Source organism: uncultured Clostridium sp. (genome assembly GCF_963515715.1).
In the GTDB taxonomy this organism is placed as follows: Bacteria; Bacillota; Clostridia; order Clostridiales; family Clostridiaceae; genus Clostridium_AW.
The window spans coordinates 73,568-92,227 of the sequence record NZ_CAUPZS010000016.1 but is presented as its reverse complement, the minus strand read 5'-3'; the positions used below and the strand labels follow the sequence as shown (position 1 = coordinate 92,227).

Here is an 18,660-nt window from a genome sequence, read left to right as displayed (position 1 = left end):
CCCATGTCCGGATCTCTCAATTTGCTTTGTATATTGTAGGGGAATTTATGCAAATCAATTACTAATATTACAAATCTATAATTTGTAGCTTTCTACTGCTAATAATACCTCTCCAACAAATCCATTATTCTATTGTTGCAGTATAACACTATTAAATGGGGTCAAATAGTTAATATTTTAAATTTTACATATTATAATTAAGGTGGAAAATAGCAATTGCCTAATATAACTGTTAACAATTTACATAGATAAAATTATTACCTTTTTTTATCCTCGAAACTCAATTAATTCGCCGTCAGGGCCTTGAAAAACAACTCTTTTCCAGCCTGTTTCCTGAGGCGTTCTGGGCTCGGGAATATGTGGCTCAGTTACGACCGGGATCCCTGCATTTTTAAGCTTTTGATAATCTAAATCAAAATCATCGCTAATGAGACAGAAATGATACCCCTTATTCTCTTTTTCATGTGTCCAATGTTCAAACTCTAACACGGTATTGCCCAACTGAAGATAAACAACCTTTTCAAGGTTCGGTACCCCGGGAACATCGTGTTCAAAATATTTTTTAAATCCAAAGTTTTTTTCATAAAAGTCAATTGACTTTTGTCTGTCTTTTACAGAAAATGCAATATGGTCTATTCGTGTAAACATTAATCAATACCTCCTGTACTCAATCTTGAATTTTTATAAATATGGTTTAATCCTTTTTGGAAGTGTCAATTTTAATCTGCAACACAACCCAATTGTTAGAACTGGTATTATTGAATCCATGTGTCTCACCATTAGATGAAAAAATTATATCCTTTTCTTTCAGAAGCATTTCTTCATTGTTTATTGTAATTGTACCTTCACCAGAAATTACATAAAAGACTTCATCGATATCAGAATGCTTATGATCAGGTGTTGTTTGTCCTGGGGCATAAAGCAAAAGTCCTGTATCCAACTGGCCTTCTTTGAAGATTGCCTTACGCGTACTTTTTTCAGTTGCAAAATCAAGAATATCGCCAATATTAATTTTTTTCATTACTTATTACTCCTATCTATTTGAAATAGTATTCAGCTATCATTAACAATTTAAATCTAAACCAACTGATTTAAAAGGTACTGCTGTAAAATTACTATAATATCAATACAAACTTTTTGCAAGAAGGCACTATTTTGTGCTATACTAACCAAATAGTAAGTATAGCACAATAAATGATAGGGGTGATAATAATGCCGTGCGATAAATTATGCCCTATTGAGCATACCGTCAACTTGATCGGGCACAAATGGAAGGTGCTTATTCTGAGAAATCTATTCAATAACGGTACACAAAGGTTTAGTGAACTCAGTAAAGGAATCAACGGAATAAGCCAGAAGATGCTGACACAACAGCTTCGGCAGTTGGAGGCCGATGGGATAATTTATAGAAAAGTTTATCCAGAGGTACCACCAAAGGTAGAATATTCTCTTACGGTGCTTGGAAAATCTTTAAAACCGATTTTGGATGAAATGAATAGATGGGGAATAGAACATCTTAAACACAGTAATCTGGATCAACAAAATAACGGTTAATTTTATGTAATGTTTTTCAGCTTGCATATTTCATCATTAAGTTTGACTCCCCCCACTTCCTCCTGATATAATTTCTGTTCGTCAGGGGAAGGGGTTGCCGCCTTCTTTCAGGTTCTACCTCGCTGCGGGCACTATATTCAGTTGTTTAATAACCTTGCCAAAGGTCACTTACGAAACGCTGACATGAATCGCTCGTTTTGTCCCCCTTTCGCACTAAGTCCCGACACGAAAGGGCTCCCAGTTGCATTACGAGAAAAAAATTTTTCGATAAAAACGCAAAAAAGCCCGGCGGCATAGCGCAACCGGGCATAAGGGAATTATTAACAATTACATAATGATGTGTGTGTTCATATTTATAGCCAGAATATCCTATTTATGAGTATAAACTTTTTTTAATGAGTAACAGAAATTAGGGTATGAATGATAATAAAAAACGGACATGCCGATACCTCCTTAATACCGTCATGTCCTAAAAAATGGGCGCCTTTAATACACCCTCCGAATTTCCAATTTTCGAAAAGGAAAACGGCGGTTTTGATTGTTATTTCAAAACCGCCGCATGGCCACATTGGGGCCGCAAAACATCATCTGCCACAACTGCGGTTTTTTTTATTACCGCAGGGTAGCATTCCTTTGTAATTTACATTACTTCTGTAAGATGGATTCTGTATTTTCAATGTCTAAATCGCCTTTCGGGACGATTGCGAATCACTTGACTAGATAATCACTTGACTAGATGTTTTTTGATTTTCTATCAAGTTAATATCAGTTTTGAATCAAGTCATATCATCCCGAAGCGCATCAATAATATTTTCTCTTTTTATCTTGCTAATGGCATACAGCATTGTAATGAACACCACAAGGAGCACGCTGAACACGCTGATTGCCATACTGCCCCACGGGAACACAAAACCGATATTGTCCGCCCCGCCGACGACCATACCCTTATAAATCAGACAGGAAAGGATTCCTGAAAGGGGCAGCCCCCAAAGCATCGTCCGCGCTCCATAAAGAGTGCATTCAAAGCGCATCATCTTATTAAAATCTCGGTCGGACATCCCCACAGAACGGAGCATGGCAAATTCACGTCTGCGCAGCTTGATATTGGTGGAAATTGTGTTGAAGACGTTCGCAACCGCGATCAGCGAAATCATCATGATAAAAACAACCGAGAACAGATTGACAATGAATGTGATATTACGGTTTTGCTCCAGTATCTCATAGACATTGTACAGATTATAATCGGCGGTAATGCCGGCTCCATCAATCATCGTCTGCATCTCAGCTGTAGACTGACCGGGATTTTCTGACTTGAAGGTCATGCCCAGCTTTGTAGGCTTTACAGTCGCACCTAGTGCGTCAAACTGCGGCTTTACCTCGTAAGGGGCCATCACCATAAGAGTGTATCCGGGCCACTCACTCGGCTCCGCGGGCAGCAGATCCGGATAGTCTTTTACAAAGGTTGCACGGATCGTTTTCGTCTGCTCCCCGGTCTTGGAGCGGAGCGTAAATTCCATAGGCTGTTCCTGCGTATACCAACGCTCGGGCAGTATTCCTGCCATAATCATTTTTTTGTCCTGCCCGGTGTATTCCTCTGAGGACAGGCCGAGGCCTTCGAGCAGGTTCTGATAGACGCTGTCCTCAACAAACTGAATATCCAACTGCACTTCCACCGTTTCACTTGCCCCATCATAACCGATGGACTCGCCGTACTCGTCAAAAAAATGACTTGACAAATCACTTGTATTGAGTACGCAGGAATAGGTCGAAAGTGCCTGATAAGAGCTTTCGGTAACGCCGTCGGCGGGTTTCAGCTTATCATAAAGCTGGAACAGATCGCTTTCCTCCATGTCTCGCGTATAGAAACAGATGTCATATTCTTCAACTACCACAGATGAATTCTCCGCAATCTGATTCAGATAGGTTCCGAAAGAGCTTGCCGACACAAACAACACGACGCTTAACGTAAGCGACAGGATAATGCTGCGGTAACGCCGCCTGTTTCTCTTAAAGTTTTTTAACGCAAGTGTTTCCTCTAAACCGTAAAGGCGTTTCGCGAGCTTTGAGGTTCTTATCGCTTTGGCTTCCACCTTGACCTCGTTTGTCTGGCGGATACACTCCATCACAGGCGTACTCGCGGCCTTCTTTGCCGGAATATAGGCCGAAATTAGAATGGTGATCATACTGATAGCCGCCGCAGCAACAAGAGCAGGAACAGACACCACCAAAGTCAACGGTACATTGTCATACATAACATTTGCGAAATTCCTTGCCACAAGAGAAAGTACAAGCTTGATGCTTGGTATCCCGATCAAAATGCCGATCGGAATGCCGATTGTACCGATGCAAAGTCCCTCAAACAGCACAGAATTGCGCAGCTGTTTTTCCGTGGCACCTACCGACATGAGAATTCCAAACTGGTGCGTGCGTTCATTCAATGAGATGTTGAATGAATTATGAATCAGGAACACCGAGCCGAGCATAACCAGCGCAATCAAAATGCCGCCAATCGAGTACAGGAGAACTGTAAGCATCTTTTCCCCTGAAAGTCCCATAAAACGCAGTACATCATCATTCAAAACGTAACTGTTATTGTCTGCATAAGAATGGACCTGATATGGGTTCTTAAGCGTGATAAATACGGTAAGACTGTCCGCTGCGGCTGTATCCTCTGTTGTGATTAAAGTGTATCCGGGTGCAGCATACTCCTCGATTGCCGGTCGTTGGCAGATGCCGACAACCGTATATGTTTTCTCTGTCGTAGGTACAAGCGTTTCTTCCCCGGCACAATAAGAATCGTGCTGGCTGAGCTTCTGATCGACGCTCATGCGGTTGCCGACCGAGAGGGTGAGTGTGTCGCCCACCGAAATTTTCACTCCGCCGTTTGCCGAAATATGAGCTGGTATCACGACCTCGCTGCTGTTCCCCGGCAGTCTGCCGGAAAGCAGCTTGATGGGCAGAGCATCCAAGGCTTCCTCGTTCCATCCGGTAACAAAAAGATATGGCTTGTCTGGATTTTGTCCGCCTTCCAGTGTGGCATAGCCGATGTTCTGTAGCGCTACCACATTTGCCACTCGGCTGTCCTCTGCCTGTTCCTGCGCAATGGAGGAATCTGCGTCCGGGATTTCAATATGCCAATCACCATATTTGGCAGCAGCACCGTTTATCATATAGCTTTGCAGGGACACGGTAAAGGTAGCGACTGCCGTAATCATGGCGGCGGACAGAGCCACTCCGATCACCGTTACAATTGTTCGGGTGCGGCTTTTTTTCAAGCTTTGCAGGGTGACTTTGTTAAAAATATTCATGGTCGCACCCTCTCGTCTCTCGCTACTTTGCCGTCTGATATGCCGATAATGCGGTCTGCTTGCAGGGCAATATTTTCGTCATGGGTGACGAGGATCAGGGTCTGCCCATATTTTTTATTGCTTTCTTTCAGCAGTTTGATGATTTCATGTCCATTTCGGCTGTCCAAGCTGCCTGTGGGTTCGTCGGCAAGTATGACCGCCGGGGCGTTCATCAAAGCGCGTCCTATGGAAACACGCTGTTGCTGACCGCCCGAAAGCTGATTGGGTAAATGCATTTTGCGGTCTTTTAATCCAATCATTTCGAGCAGGTCATTCAACCGCTCCTCGTTGACCTTGCGCTTGTCCATCAGTATAGGCAAGGTGATGTTTTCCACCACATTCAGAGTGGGAATGAGGTTGTGAAACTGGTAAATCAGCCCAACCTGCCGCCTGCGGAAAATGGCGAGTTTTTCATTGCTTTGGGCATATACATCCTGCCCGTCCAAATACACCTTTCCGCTTGTCGGCACGTCCACGCCTCCGATGATGTGAAGCAATGTGGATTTGCCGGAGCCGGAGGAGCCGATGATTGCGGTAAACTCTCCCTTTTCGATTGTAAGCGAAACATGGTCAAGCGCGGTAACTTGATTTTCGCCCTTGCCGTAGACCTTGCATAAATTTTCAATTTTTAAGAACTCCATTATGTGAGCCTCCTTTCCTATGTTTCACCCATATTATAGAACATTCAACTTACATCTCTGTGACTTTTCGGTGAGAGATTAGTCACTTTGGGAAACGAATGGCAAATATCGCGCCGCCCTGCGTGTGATTTTTTGCGGTAATCGTCCCTCCCTGCCGTGTTATAATCATCTTACAGAGAGCCAATCCAATCCCGTATCCTGTCGCGCCTGCGTTTTTCCCACGATGGAACCTGTCAAACAGGCAGGGTAAATCTTCTTTTTCAAAGCCCGCGCCGCTGTCGTGGATGGCAATCTCGGTAAACAGTGAGTTGTCCGTGCAGACAATCTCAATCTTCCCGTTCTCGCCTGCGCTTTCCATGCAATTTTTGAGGATGTTTTGAATTGCTTCCGAAAGCCAACCTAAATCACCCTGAATAATCATCCCTTTCGGTGCATCTATTTGCAAATCAATATCGTGCAGTTCCATTGGGATTAGGAACGGGCGAAGCGCGGCGCATATCAAGTTGTTTACATCTATCTGCTCGCTTTGGAACACCACAATGCCCGCGTCCAAGCGGGATAATTTCAACAGGGAAGTAAGCAGCCAATCCATCTGTACAAGCAATTCCTCTGTTTCCCGCACAAATGCTTTCCGCTCATTTTCATCAGGGTTATTCTCTAACAATGACAGAATAAGGTTCACGGATGTGAGAGGGGTGCGGAGTTGGTGGGCTATGTCAGCCAGCGAATCAGCAAGATGTTCTTTTTCTTTTTTCAGTGCGTCGTTTTGCTCCCGAATACGCAGCGTCATTTTTGTTATCTCGCTTTGCAAAATGGAAAGTTCGCCCTCGTCCGATTCACCAATATACAGATGGTCAGCATTATGAAGCACAAGATCGATTTGATCTGAAATCTGCGCAATGCTTTTATATCGGGCTTTGGTAAACGCAAAAAACGCTGTTCCAAAGGCGGCGACAGAAGCAATGGCAAGGATTCCAGCCAACCTATTGATTGCAAATCCCAGCGTTACAGTGGTGGCGGCTATTAAGGAAAACAAAATTGCAAGCTGCCGAAACTCTCTATTACGAAGCATACCCGTCCCCCAATCTATATCCCGTCCCGCGAACGGTCAGAATGATTTGCGGGCTTGCGGGGTTGTTCTCTATCTTCTCCCGCAGGCGTTTGATGTACACGGTCAATGTATTGTCATTGACAAACTCGCCCGTAGCGTCCCACAATTCGTCAAGCAGCCTGCCCCTTGTGATAATACTTTTTGGGTTGCTAATAAACACCAACAGCAAGCGGTATTCTAGAGGTGAAAGGAAAACCTCGTTGCCGTCCTTTTTCACGACGCCGCTTGCCATATCGACATGAAGCCCGCAGATTTCAAAAGCCGATGGAGAACGTCCGCTTTTTCGCAGGGCGGTTCCAATTCGCGCAATCAATTCACGCGGACGAAAAGGCTTGGTGATATAGTCGTCTGCGCCCATGTTCAGCCCGGTAACAACACTCGCCTCATCGCCGGAAGCCGTCAGAAAGATAACGGGAATATCCCCTGTTTCTTTGATTTCCGTGCAAACCGTAAAACCATTTCCGTCAGGCAAGGAAATATCAACAAGCGCCAAGTCAAATTTATTCTCGCCAACCACAGAAAGAGCCTCTTTCTGCGTGGTGGCGTGAGTAACTGTAAATCCCTCCGCGCGGAGCAAAAGCACAAGGTTTTTGGCGATTGCCTTATCGTCCTCAACCAAAAATATCCGTTTCATTTATTTTCACCATCCTTTACTTTACTGCTCCTATATCGTCCGTCAGCCGGTTTTTCAGCGTCAGCAGGAACAAGCCATGTATTTCCCATTTTTTTAGCTCCCTTAATCCGCCCGGCAGAGCAATGGTATACTACCATTCTGTCTGTGATTCCCCAATTTTTCGCTGCTTCTTTTGTCGTTATATAATCCACGCATAACACCTCCATAATTTTATTATATTTCTTTTGACGGAAATATACAAGCTGAGGTATAAAACAACGTCAAGGCCACCGGCTTAGCCAGTGGTCTTGACTTGCAAGTGTATTTATATAATATGCTCTATTACAGTCAACAATATGATGTGTGTACTCATATCCGAGTACAGGTTAAAGCTACGTGATAACAGGGTCATTTTTCCGTTGATTCTTCGCTGTTCTGTTTTGTTCTCTCCGGCAAATTCAAGATTTTCGAATGTCTTTTCCATGTTTGGGATAATAAATTTCAATTCCATATGTTTTTACCTTTCCTTTCTGAAAATCAATGTTTTTTAATGTGACAAATCCCATTCAGACAGGTAACGGGTAATTAAGCAGAATAAGGAGTATTCCTGCCAGTTTTTATCTGGCTGACTTTCAAAATGTAATTTGGGCGGTGGACGCTCCGGTTATTTTGATTGCGGCATGGCTATCACTTCCCTTCTGATTTTTGAGCAAGAAAAAAGACGCTCATTTCTGAACGTCTAAACAAGAGAAGAAGGGGGATCATTTTAACGGTACCCCTTTAATTCTCCACCTTTATTTTCTTGTATCCCAACACTCTATATCAACTACCACAGAAACATTGATATAGTTTTTAATGACCTTATTTCTGATTTTATCACCCTCACCTGTGAAGACAATATGTTTGAAAAAGTGCCTAAAACAAAGGATTTCTACATATCTGCTCGTTGCATCAACACAATAGTCTCCACATGGGTTGAGGAGACAATAAAGATGTCATAAGTATCTAGTACCCTCTTGGTGTAAGGGTATATTTTCAAAGTTCCGTCATTCAACTTATTCTTTTGGGTAAAATCATTTTGTTTATTAAAATATGACAACTCCCATTTTTCAATGTTTAATTAGGAAAAATCAGAACTGCTAAGACTAAAATCCTCAGTATATTAAGGATTTTAGTCTTAGCAGTTTTTTATCAATGCCTTTTTCTTCATAAATGCCTCATAACCTGCATGTACTTGTAATGTTTCAAAACCTAATTTGCTTTCGCTCATTTTATATATACCTCATTAAGTGCGCTGGAAATAATCCATAAATACTTTATCGCTATAACGTGCACCTACGTGAACATGAATTATCCATGTCCTATGCCAAAGTTACTTCATCAAAGAACTCCAAATCTTATTCCATTCTCCCATATTTCATCTCTTTGCCTTGTTTGTCATATCTCTTTCTTTTAGCCTTTATTTCATCCATAGAGATTCTATATATATTCGTTCTTTTTAATCCAGCCTTAATTGCCATATCAAAATACTTCATCTTTGTTGGAGTGTATTTTTCACATATAAGCCTCATGGCTTTGATTCTTTCTTCCTCATCTTCAACTATTTCTACCTTGCCTTTTATTACTGCTGATTCATATTCAGTAGTAAATACACTGCTGATCAATAATATAGTTTTAGATTCATCAGATGCTATTTCTTTTAATTCCTCTTCAGTAAAGTTATCCGGAATCCTTATCTCTCCTACAAATGCTACACTGACACTTGGATTGTTTGCCAATGTACCCACCTTTTTTCCATCCTTAGCTGAATGAAAGTAAAGACTTTCTTCATGCCTTACTATGGACAGAGGTATCCCATATGGTTCATTATCATCTATCATTGAGAGTATTCCGTATCTAGCCTTATCTATTACATAGTATCCAAAGTCCCTATCCATTTCCCTATCTTTTCTTCTCATATATATCAACTCCTTTTTACTATTCATTCTTTAAGGAATCAGATTATTTATATATCCATTTTATCAAGCCAAGCTTCTATTGGTATCCCTTTGAATTTATCTACATTGTCCTTATTCAGTATTATCCTTAAGATTTACACTTGTAACTACAATAGATTTAGAACCTAATTCTCTTAATCTATCTATTAATCCATATCCTTCTTCCAATGATATTCCTTCATTTTTAATATCAATACCTGCTAAAAATGCTGCTTCTGTATCCTTTAAGGGTCAAAAAACGGTGTTTTTTCTACGATTTTTGACCCAATTTTTGTCCTATAACCACTACATGTTGTGGTTAAACCCTATCATTTCTCCTCTGAACCACAATACGTCATCAGAATTATACTCTCCGTCGTAGAATGTTCCCAATCACACTTCGCTCTGCTCATGTTCTTGGACATTCCTGACATGAGACGTACATCTGCTTCTTCAGTCGTTTTACTCTTTCACAAGCAGTGTTACGACTTCAACATGCGCTGTCTGCGGAAACATATCCACCGGCTGCACCTTTTCAGTTTTATATCCTAATTCCTCTAAAATTCCTAAATCTCTTGCAAGGGTAGCTGGATCACAAGAAACATAAACTATTCTTTGTGGCGACATTTTCGCCATAGCTTCTAAAAGAGACTTTTCACATCCCTTTCTTGGTGGATCCACCACTACTACATCCGCTTTAACTCCCCTTTGTATCAGCTCAGGTATTACCTCTTCAGATTTTCCTACAATAAATTCTGCATTATTTACATCATTTTCTCTTGCATTTATCTTTGCATTTTCTATAGCCTCTGGTATTATTTCAACTCCATATACCTTTTTAGCTTTTTCAGACAGGAAAAGAGATATAGTTCCTGTACCACAATAAGCATCAAATACTACTTCTTCTCCTTTAAGCTCTGCATACTCTAAAGCTTTTTCATATAGTATTTCTGTTTGCACAGGATTAACTTGAAAGAAAGATAGTGGGGATATATTGAATTTATACTTTCCTATATAATCTACAATATTGTCTTTTCCCCATAGAGTTTTATTTTTTAGTCCCAATACTACATTGGTTTTATCTTTATTTACATTTTGAACTATGCTCACTAATCCAGGTATGTTTTTAATCATAATATCTATAAATTCATTCTTGTATGGAAGTTCCTTTCCTCTTGTAACAAGAACTACCATTACTTCCCCTGTTTTAAACGCTTTTCTTATCATAACATGTCTTATGATTCCCTTATGTTTTTCTTCATCATAGGTTTCTATGTTGTACTTCACAATCCACTCTCTTATAAGTTGCACTGCCTTGTCACCAATTTCATCTTGTATATGACAATTATTCATATTTATTATTTTGTGACTTCTTTGAGCATAAAAACCAATATGTATTTCTTCATTTTCTCTGCCAACAGGTAACTGCATCTTATTTCTGTATCTATAAGGCTCTTTCATTCCCATTACCGGTTCTACTTCTACGTCTATTTTCCCTATTCTTTTTATTACATCTTGCACCTTTTGTCTTTTAAATTCTAGTTGCCCTTCATAGGATAGATGCTGCATTTGGCACCCTCCACACTGATTATATATATGACAAATAGGCTCTTTTCTATAAGGTGAGGATTCTATAATTTCAACAATTTTTCCAAAAGCATAGTTTTTATTTACTTTCACTACTTTAATTTTACACTTTTCCCCTTTTATTGCCCCGGAAATAAAAATTGTAAAATCCTGAACTTTCGCCACTCCCTGTCCTTCGCTAGCAAATCCCGTTATATCTACTATATAATCTTTATTTTTCTCTACAGGTACTATTTTCGCCATATAAACCACCTTTCCACTAACCACTACTATAATCTATTTCTAAAAATCTAATCATTCATTATGCAAAAAATCTATTATCTAAAAATCTAAATCATCTATTATTTAAAATCCACTATCTATCATATAGGAATCCAATCATCTATTATCTAATTAAGTTTATTATTAATTGATATAGAAAAGGAACTAACATTGAAGGGATCAAATTAGCTACTTTAATTTTTGTCATTCCTAGCATATTAAATCCTAATGCTAAAATCAATAGACTTCCTACTGCTGTTATATTATCTACTACACTGGCTATAAGTATTCCCTTTACCAAGGAAGCAGATAGTACAATCAGTCCTTGATATAATATTATGGATATGGATGCAAACAACACTCCAATTCCATAGGCTGATGCAAATATTATTGCTGCAAATCCATCTAAAATAGCCTTAGCATATAAGGTAGAATGATTTCCTGTAAGTCCACTTTCCAAGGATCCTACTATACCCATTGCTCCCACACACATAAGCAAAGTAGAAGCTACAAATCCTTCTGAGAATTTTCCACCCTTATCTTTAAACTGATGTTGAAGCTTGTCTCCTAATTTTTTAAGCCTATCATCGATATCTATTATTTCTCCAACTATAGCTCCAATTACCATGCTTATTATTATAAAAGATATATCCTTCCCTTTTTGAGAACCGGATAATCCGATTAGCACTACACAGAGAGCTAGTCCATTCATTACGGTTATTCTCACTTTCTCTTTTATGCCTTTACTGAAGAACAACCCTATAAGACTTCCTATAGCTACCGCTGCCCCATTTACTAATACACCTAACAAGAATATCCCCCCAAAACTATATTTCCCCCTAAATAAGGTATTTAAATTAAAAAAATTGCACCTTATAGGTGCGAGAGAATCAGTTGTCCTAATTTTAAATGTTATCTTATTTCTATCCAAATATCTTTATATTATACAGTATAATTTACATTTGTAAAAGATTAATTATTCATTAAAGCAATTTCTTACATCTTTCAGCATTTTTACTATAGGTAGATCGTACGGACACTTCTTTTCACAACTTTTACAAGCCACACAATCTTTAGCTCTATACTTCATTGAAGCATATCTTGTTTCTGCCCAACCTGGAAGTCCATATCTCTCTTTATATGCTTTTAAAACAAATATACTTGGAATATCTATATTCTGCGGACATGGTCCACAATACCCACATCTTCTACAGAATTCAGTTCCTAACTCTTTTGAAATTTCTTGTATTTTTCCCTCTTCCTTACTAGATAATGGAGTTATATTATTCCCAACAGATGCATTCTCTTCAATTTCTTCAAAAGTAGCCATTCCCGGTATGGCTGTTGTAATATTATCATTGTTTAGTATAAACCTTAATGCTAAACTTCCATCCTGTAGGGCTCCTCCTGCCATGGGCTTCATTGCTATAACTCCTATATTTAATTCCTTTGATCTTTGGAACAATTCTTCTCCCTGTTTTTCTACTATATTATATGGATACATTATGGTTTCAAACTTTCCACTTTCTACTGCAATTTTCAAAATATCTAAGCTATGAGATGTAATACCTATATGTCCTATTTTACCTTCTTCCTTCATTTGAATAAGAGCATTATAAGCACCCTCATCACTTAAAACTTGATTATATTCCTCTTCTGTCTTTACATTATGTAATTGATATAAGTCAATATAATCAGTCCTTAAGTTATTTAGACTTATTTCTACATCCTTTAACATAGAAGTCTTGTCCCTTGCCATAGATTTAGTGGCAACTATCCATTTATCTCTTCTGCCCTCCATGGCATATCCTAAGTACTCTTCTGAAACAGTATACCCTCTAGCTGTATCTATAAAATTTATTCCCAGCTCTTCACATCTTATAAGCAACTTTTTTACTTCTTCTTCATTAGTTTTTTGTATTGGAATCCCACCAAAACCTATGGTAGATACCCTTAAATTTGACTTTCCAAGTACTTTATATTCCACATATAACACCCCTTAAAATATATTCCCAACTTAATTCTAACTTCTTAAATTTTCATTGTCAAATCTTAGAGTACCTTAATCCTTTGATACATAAAAAAAGAGCATCTAAGAGATGCTCAAAACTATTTTAATACCAATTAATATTATCTTCTACTTTGGCTCTTTCAGATAACTTTACATCTTTCAGGGCCCATTTTTTAAACTCCCGATAGCCTGTCCTATCTACTATATAGCCTATATGCTCTTTTCCTCCTGGTGCCTCTTTATCTATATATTCATTTATATATTTGTAAGTGTTTAATATTATCTTAATAATGCTATCTTCGTCAACCCAAGTTATAAATTCTCTAGCTATTCTTGGATTTTTCTTTCCCGTTCTTCCCATAATAACTAATTTAAAATATTTCTCCTCACTTCTAGACCAAGCAGAAGTTGGACATTTTCCTACGCATTCACCACAACCTATGCATTTACTATGGTCTCTTACAACTTTATAGTTTTCAAAGCTCAATGCCCCTGTAGCTCTCTTTTTACAATTAGTTACACAAGCTTCACATCCTATACATCTATAACTGTCATATTGTGGTTCAGTCATACCGATTATACCAAAATCATGCATCCTCGCCTTAATGCAATCATTAGAACAACCTGTTAATGCTACCTTAACATGATAATCATTTGGGAAAATTGCCTTTTCTATTCTTTTAGCAAAGTCACTTGTATTATAGTTGGCAAAAGGGCATACTAAATTCCCTATGCATGCGGATACATTTCTAGTTCCCGCAGCTGAATAACCGCCATTAGGATTTTCTTGGTTTATTTCTAACCCTTCTATGATAGGTTGAAGAGCTTTATTTACATCTGGTATATATTTCATTGGAATGCCTGGGATTTCAAAGCCTTGTCTTGTAGTTATATGAAGGGTTCCGTTACCATACTTTTCTGCTACCTCTTGTAGGGTAATTAAGTATTTTGCTTCTAAATGCCCTCCCGGTACCCTTACTCTCGCCGCAGTTTTCCCTCTTTCTTTGGTTACTCTGAAGGCATTTTTCTTTAAAGCTTTAGTATTTATATCCATCTTCTATCCACCTCCTAATCTATAAGCTCTTTAGCTTTATTATAGTTAAACACAGGTCCATCAAGGCAAATATAAGTATCATCTATTTTACAATGTCCACATTTACCTACACCGCAACACATCTTTCTTTCATAGGAAACCCATATATTTTCTTCTTTTATTCCTCTTTTTATAAATTCTCCTACTGTAAACTTCATCATAATAGGAGGCCCTACAATTATTACATTAGCTTCTTTTGTATTTTTTATATCTATATTTCCTACATAATTTGTTATAAGACCTACATTACCTTCATATCCTTCATGAGCTTTATCTACTGTGATTATGGTCTTTATATTTTCATTCCACTTTTTAAAATCATCTTTAAACAACATATCTTCTGGAGATTTAAATCCACAGATCAAAGTAAAGCCTTCCACTTCATCCACATATTTTGAAAAATAATCTACTACACCCTTCACAGGAGCAAGACCCGTTCCTCCCGCTGCTACAACTACTTCTTTTCCTTTGTATAAATCTATATTAAATCCATTACCATAAGGACCTCTCATAAAAAGATGTTGTCCTGGAAAAAAAGTGTGTATAACATCCGTTACCTTACCTACTCTTCTTATGGTTAAATCCACATAATCTTCCCCAATTTCACAAACAGAAATAGGAGCCTCACCATACTTTGGAATAGATACTTCAAAAAACTGTCCTGGTTTTACCTCTCCCTTGTATTCCATTCTAAAAGTATAATCTATATCAGTATGAGGTTTTATGCTCAATATTTTTGACTTAAATGGTAAATACACATTTTTCTCCAATTATTTTCCCTCCTTAACTACGTCATTTAATTTATTTGCACAATGTGAAAATGAGATATACTCTGGACATGCATCGTCACATCTACCACATCCTACGCACATATGGTATCCAAATCTTTTATTAAAATCATATACTTTATGCATCACCTTAAATCTCATTTTATCTCCCTTGTCTTTTCTAAATTCATGTCCTCCTGCCATTTTAGTAAAGCCATCCACTTGACAAGATGCCCATACCCTTCTTCTTTCTCCTACATTACTATTATCCTTGTAGAATATATCTTGCGTTGTAAAACATGCACATGTACCACATACGGTATTACATCTTCCGCAAGCAATGCATCTTGACGAATATTCTTCCCATATATTTGATTTAAATATTTCTATATTTAATCCTTTGGGAATTTTTACTTCTACTTCATTCTTCTCTATAAATTTAGGTACTGCTATTTCTTCCTCTAATCCTTCAAATATTTGAGAAAACTCTTCATCTTTGCATTCTACAAAAACTTTATCCTCTCGTCTTTTTATAAACATTGAATAATCTTCAGTTTTATTTGAGCCCATGCTTACACAAAAACAGTTTTCAAAGCTATTTTCACATTCCATCAAAATAAACTTTACTCTTTCTCTTAATTTTTTATAATATGGATCTTTAACACCATTTTTTAAATAAATCTGATCTAGTCTCTTTGTAGCATGTATATCACAACTTCTTAAAAAGATAAGTATATCTTTTTCTTCTGTTTTAGGTTCCATAACCTCATCTTCTGTGAAATAAAATAAAGTTTGAGTTATTGGAAGTATTACTTCTTTTGGAGAAAATAAGGATTTTTTATTAAATTCTATCTCCTCTATTTTACTTATTTCTCCATACCTTACCATGTCTGTATCTGAAAAAGTACCCTTATTCTTCAAAAGCTTTGGTGCATATATTTTATAATTACTCTCTAATTCCTTCATTATATTATTGAATTTTTCTGTCGATAGTGAAAATCCCAATTTTGTTCCCCCTTTAATTTCTCTTTTTAAATATATACCAATATGTCCAATCTATTCCTATATCTCCTCCAAGAATATTTCCTAGAGTTACAGATATCATATTATTTAATAATCCTAGTTTTTTCTCTAAAAGAAATGCTAGTTTGTTAATTTCTTAACTAAATATTCCACACTCTCTCTTAATGTCATAATTAGAATTCTACAATATCAAGATATCATAGATAGAAAAAAAGGAATGTGACCTATATCACATTCCTCTAAAATATGTTGAAAGACTTTCTCTATCTTTTATAATAATTTTTCTCTCTTTAAATTCTACAAGACCATCCTTCTCGAAGTTGTTTATACATCTAGATACAGCTTCCCTTGTATTTCCTAGCATATCTGCCAGATAGGTTATACTAATATCTAAATTAATTAAAGTTCCTCCGTCTACTTCTACTCCGTAATCTCTGCTTAATTTCCAAAGCTTGGCGGCAAGTTTTTTATCTATTTTTATTGGTACCGTGTTTTTCAGTTGTCTATATAATCTTCTTATTTTTTTACCCATAGAGTACATTATTTTTTTAGTAAGTTCAAAATCCTCTTCCATAACTTCAATTAAATCATTTTTATTAAGAGATAATATAGTACTGTCTTCAAAGGCATCGCAACTTATAGATGCAGGTAAATCATCAAATATAACCTCATTTATTATTTCACTCTTATCTAGAATGTATATTATTCTTTTCTGTCCTGTTTCTGTTAATCTATAGAGAGTTACTTTTCCATTTACTATTATATAGATATTATTGATTACATCTCTTTCACTAAATAACATTTTCCCTTTTTTTAATTCTATTAGTTTGGATGGAATGGCTAGTTTATCAATATGCTTATCATGTAAATTATCAAACAATGGTATACTCAAAATATTCTTTTTATTACAATCATACATTAGGATATGGATACCTTGCCGTTATAAACAATTCCTCTTCTCACATCCATAGTTACATAGGATCCACTCTTTAATATTTTCATCGCTCCACCTGCACTGCATATAAAAGGTATCTCACGAGTGATACATTCTATGGCCAAGTGTGAAGTGAGCCCTCCTGTTTCAGATATAACTCCTCCAACTCTATCTAATACTGATACATATTCTATATCTGAATCCTTAATTACTAATATATCCCCTTTTTCTATTGAATCTTTAGCCTCAGCATAATTACTAACTAATTTTACTGTTCCTGCTCCATGTTTAACTCCAGTACCTCTACCCTGAACTAAAATATCTCCTACTACATGAACTTTTAACATATTTGTAGTTCCGGAGTAGCTTGCTGGAATACCTGCTGCTATTACAACTAAATCTCCTTTATTTACATACTCTGATTTTAATGATATTTCTACGGATTTTTCTATAAGTTCGTCAGTAGAACTAAACTGTTCAGTAAGTATCGGGAATACTCCCCAATTCAATGCCAGCTTTTTAGCTACACTAGCATTTGGAGTAACTGCAATTATAGGACACGCTGGTCTATATTTCGATACCATTCTAGCTGTATATCCGCTTTGGGTAGCTGTTATTATGGCTGATGCATTTAACTCAGCTGCAGTAGTGCATGTAGCTATACTTATAGCATTCGCTACATTTAGTACATGAGCCTCTCTTTTTCTAGATAATAAAGACTCATAATCTATTCTTTCTTCTGCTGTTTTAGCTATTTTCGCCATTGTATTAGCAGCCTCTATTGGATATTTTCCTCCAGCGGTTTCTCCGCTAAGCATTATGGCATCTGTACCATCAAATATAGCATTAGCTATGTCTGAAGCTTCCGCCCTAGTTGGTCTTGGGTTTCTTATCATAGAATCAAGCATTTGTGTTGCAGTAATTACTGGTTTTCCTGCTTTATTACATTTTTCAATTATCATCTTTTGAACAATTGGAACTTGCTCAATTGGAATTTCTACTCCCATATCTCCTCTAGCTACCATTATTGCATCAGAAAATTGTATTATTTCGTCTATATTTTCAACACCTTGGTGGTTTTCTATTTTTGAGCATATCTGAATGTCTTTCCCATTATTCTCTTCAATTATTTTTCTTATGGCTAAAACGTCTGAAGCTCTTCTTATAAATGAAGCTGCAATTATATCTACTTCATTTTTACATCCAAATTTTAAATCCTCTTTATCTTTTTCTGTCAAGGATGGCAATGATGTAGCAACTCCAGGAACATTTACCCCTTTATGATTTGATATAAATCCATTATTTTTTACTACGCAGTGAATTTTATTATCTTCTATATTTTCTACTTCCAGTCCTACCAATCCATCATCTATTAATATCATATCTCCTGATTGTACATCTTCGTGTAAACTATCATAGGTTATAGAACATTTACTTTCATCACCTAAAACTTCTTCTCCACAGTAAATAGTAAACTTATTTCCTTCAATTAATTCAACCTTTTCATCTTTAAAGTTTCCAGTTCTTATTTCTGGTCCTTTAGTATCTAATATAATTGCAATATGTTTATTAAATTTATTACTTAATTCTTTTATTAAATCTATCCTTTTTTTATGTTCCTCATGGGATCCATGAGAAAAGTTTAATCTAGCTACATTCATTCCAGCTTTAATTAACTCGCCTAAAACATCTTCTTTTTCACTTGAAGGACCTATAGTAAAGACCATCTTTGTTTTTTGCAT

Annotated in this window: 17 protein-coding genes and 1 pseudogene; 1 reads left to right on the top strand and 17 read right to left on the bottom strand. The window is 37.1% G+C overall.

Annotated features, from left to right (window positions below; all coding sequences use genetic code 11):
- Positions 1-267: 267 nt before the first annotated feature.
- Both RYO54_RS12280 and RYO54_RS12275 read right to left on the bottom strand, forming a co-directional pair.
- The gene (locus RYO54_RS12280; protein WP_315119096.1) at positions 268-648 is read right to left on the bottom strand and encodes a VOC family protein; all 381 of its coding nucleotides are present in this window, start codon (positions 646-648) and stop codon (positions 268-270) included.
- 46 nt (positions 649-694) lie between these two features.
- Complete coding sequence (locus tag RYO54_RS12275; RefSeq protein ID WP_315119093.1) at positions 695-1,021, bottom strand: dimethylsulfonioproprionate lyase family protein; 327 nt, start codon at positions 1,019-1,021, stop codon at positions 695-697.
- A 191-nt stretch (positions 1,022-1,212) separates the two neighbouring features.
- On the opposite strand from RYO54_RS12275, the gene RYO54_RS12270 reads away from it, so the two are divergent.
- A complete protein-coding gene (locus RYO54_RS12270) occupies positions 1,213-1,554 on the top strand; it encodes a helix-turn-helix domain-containing protein (protein ID WP_315119092.1) in 342 nt (113 codons plus the stop codon).
- 776 nt (positions 1,555-2,330) lie between these two features.
- Here the strand turns inward: RYO54_RS12270 and RYO54_RS12265 are convergent.
- The 15 genes and pseudogenes from RYO54_RS12265 to pyk form a co-directional block, all read right to left on the bottom strand.
- On the bottom strand, positions 2,331-4,862 hold the full coding sequence (locus RYO54_RS12265) for an ABC transporter permease (RefSeq protein WP_315119090.1): 2,532 nt from the start codon (positions 4,860-4,862) through the stop codon (positions 2,331-2,333).
- Positions 4,859-5,542, bottom strand: coding sequence for an ABC transporter ATP-binding protein (locus tag RYO54_RS12260; RefSeq protein ID WP_315119087.1), 684 nt, complete (start codon positions 5,540-5,542; stop codon positions 4,859-4,861). Before RYO54_RS12260 ends, RYO54_RS12265 begins: the two co-directional genes overlap by 4 nt.
- Positions 5,543-5,624: 82 nt before the next feature.
- Complete coding sequence (locus RYO54_RS12255; RefSeq protein ID WP_315119084.1) at positions 5,625-6,614, bottom strand: HAMP domain-containing sensor histidine kinase; 990 nt, start codon at positions 6,612-6,614, stop codon at positions 5,625-5,627.
- A complete protein-coding gene (locus RYO54_RS12250; RefSeq protein ID WP_315119081.1) occupies positions 6,604-7,287 on the bottom strand; it encodes a response regulator transcription factor in 684 nt (227 codons plus the stop codon). The genes RYO54_RS12255 and RYO54_RS12250 overlap by 11 nt, the downstream gene beginning before the upstream one ends.
- On the bottom strand, positions 7,284-7,478 hold the full coding sequence (locus RYO54_RS12245) for a helix-turn-helix domain-containing protein (RefSeq protein ID WP_045897797.1): 195 nt from the start codon (positions 7,476-7,478) through the stop codon (positions 7,284-7,286). The genes RYO54_RS12250 and RYO54_RS12245 overlap by 4 nt, the downstream gene beginning before the upstream one ends.
- A 128-nt stretch (positions 7,479-7,606) precedes the next feature.
- Positions 7,607-7,777: pseudogene (locus RYO54_RS12240) on the bottom strand (DUF961 family protein); the annotation flags it as partial.
- An 886-nt stretch (positions 7,778-8,663) separates the two neighbouring features.
- Complete coding sequence (locus tag RYO54_RS12235) at positions 8,664-9,224, bottom strand: pyridoxamine 5'-phosphate oxidase family protein (protein WP_315119070.1); 561 nt, start codon at positions 9,222-9,224, stop codon at positions 8,664-8,666.
- Between the two features lie 480 nt (positions 9,225-9,704).
- Positions 9,705-11,072, bottom strand: coding sequence for a 23S rRNA (uracil(1939)-C(5))-methyltransferase RlmD (gene rlmD, locus RYO54_RS12230; RefSeq protein WP_315119068.1), 1,368 nt, complete (start codon positions 11,070-11,072; stop codon positions 9,705-9,707).
- Between the two features lie 142 nt (positions 11,073-11,214).
- Positions 11,215-11,901: a DUF554 domain-containing protein gene (locus RYO54_RS12225; protein ID WP_315119067.1), complete on the bottom strand. Its 687-nt coding sequence runs from the start codon at positions 11,899-11,901 to the stop codon at positions 11,215-11,217.
- Positions 11,902-12,066: 165 nt separating this feature from the next.
- The gene (locus RYO54_RS12220) at positions 12,067-13,077 is read right to left on the bottom strand and encodes an aldo/keto reductase (RefSeq protein ID WP_315119064.1); all 1,011 of its coding nucleotides are present in this window, start codon (positions 13,075-13,077) and stop codon (positions 12,067-12,069) included.
- A 127-nt stretch (positions 13,078-13,204) separates the two neighbouring features.
- Positions 13,205-14,155, bottom strand: a complete 951-nt coding sequence (gene asrC / locus RYO54_RS12215) for a sulfite reductase subunit C (RefSeq protein ID WP_315119061.1) — start codon at positions 14,153-14,155, stop codon at positions 13,205-13,207.
- 14 nt (positions 14,156-14,169) lie between these two features.
- Positions 14,170-14,964 carry an anaerobic sulfite reductase subunit AsrB gene (gene asrB, locus RYO54_RS12210; RefSeq protein WP_315119058.1) on the bottom strand — a complete coding sequence of 265 codons (795 nt, stop codon included), beginning with the start codon at positions 14,962-14,964 and terminating at the stop codon, positions 14,170-14,172.
- Positions 14,965-15,966: an anaerobic sulfite reductase subunit AsrA gene (gene asrA / locus RYO54_RS12205; protein ID WP_315119055.1), complete on the bottom strand. Its 1,002-nt coding sequence runs from the start codon at positions 15,964-15,966 to the stop codon at positions 14,965-14,967. It abuts the gene before it with no gap.
- 247 nt (positions 15,967-16,213) lie between these two features.
- The gene (locus tag RYO54_RS12200) at positions 16,214-16,903 is read right to left on the bottom strand and encodes a Crp/Fnr family transcriptional regulator (protein WP_315119052.1); all 690 of its coding nucleotides are present in this window, start codon (positions 16,901-16,903) and stop codon (positions 16,214-16,216) included.
- Entirely contained in the window at positions 16,903-18,660 is a 1,758-nt protein-coding gene (gene pyk / locus RYO54_RS12195) for a pyruvate kinase (protein WP_315119050.1), read from the bottom strand. The genes RYO54_RS12200 and pyk overlap by 1 nt, the downstream gene beginning before the upstream one ends.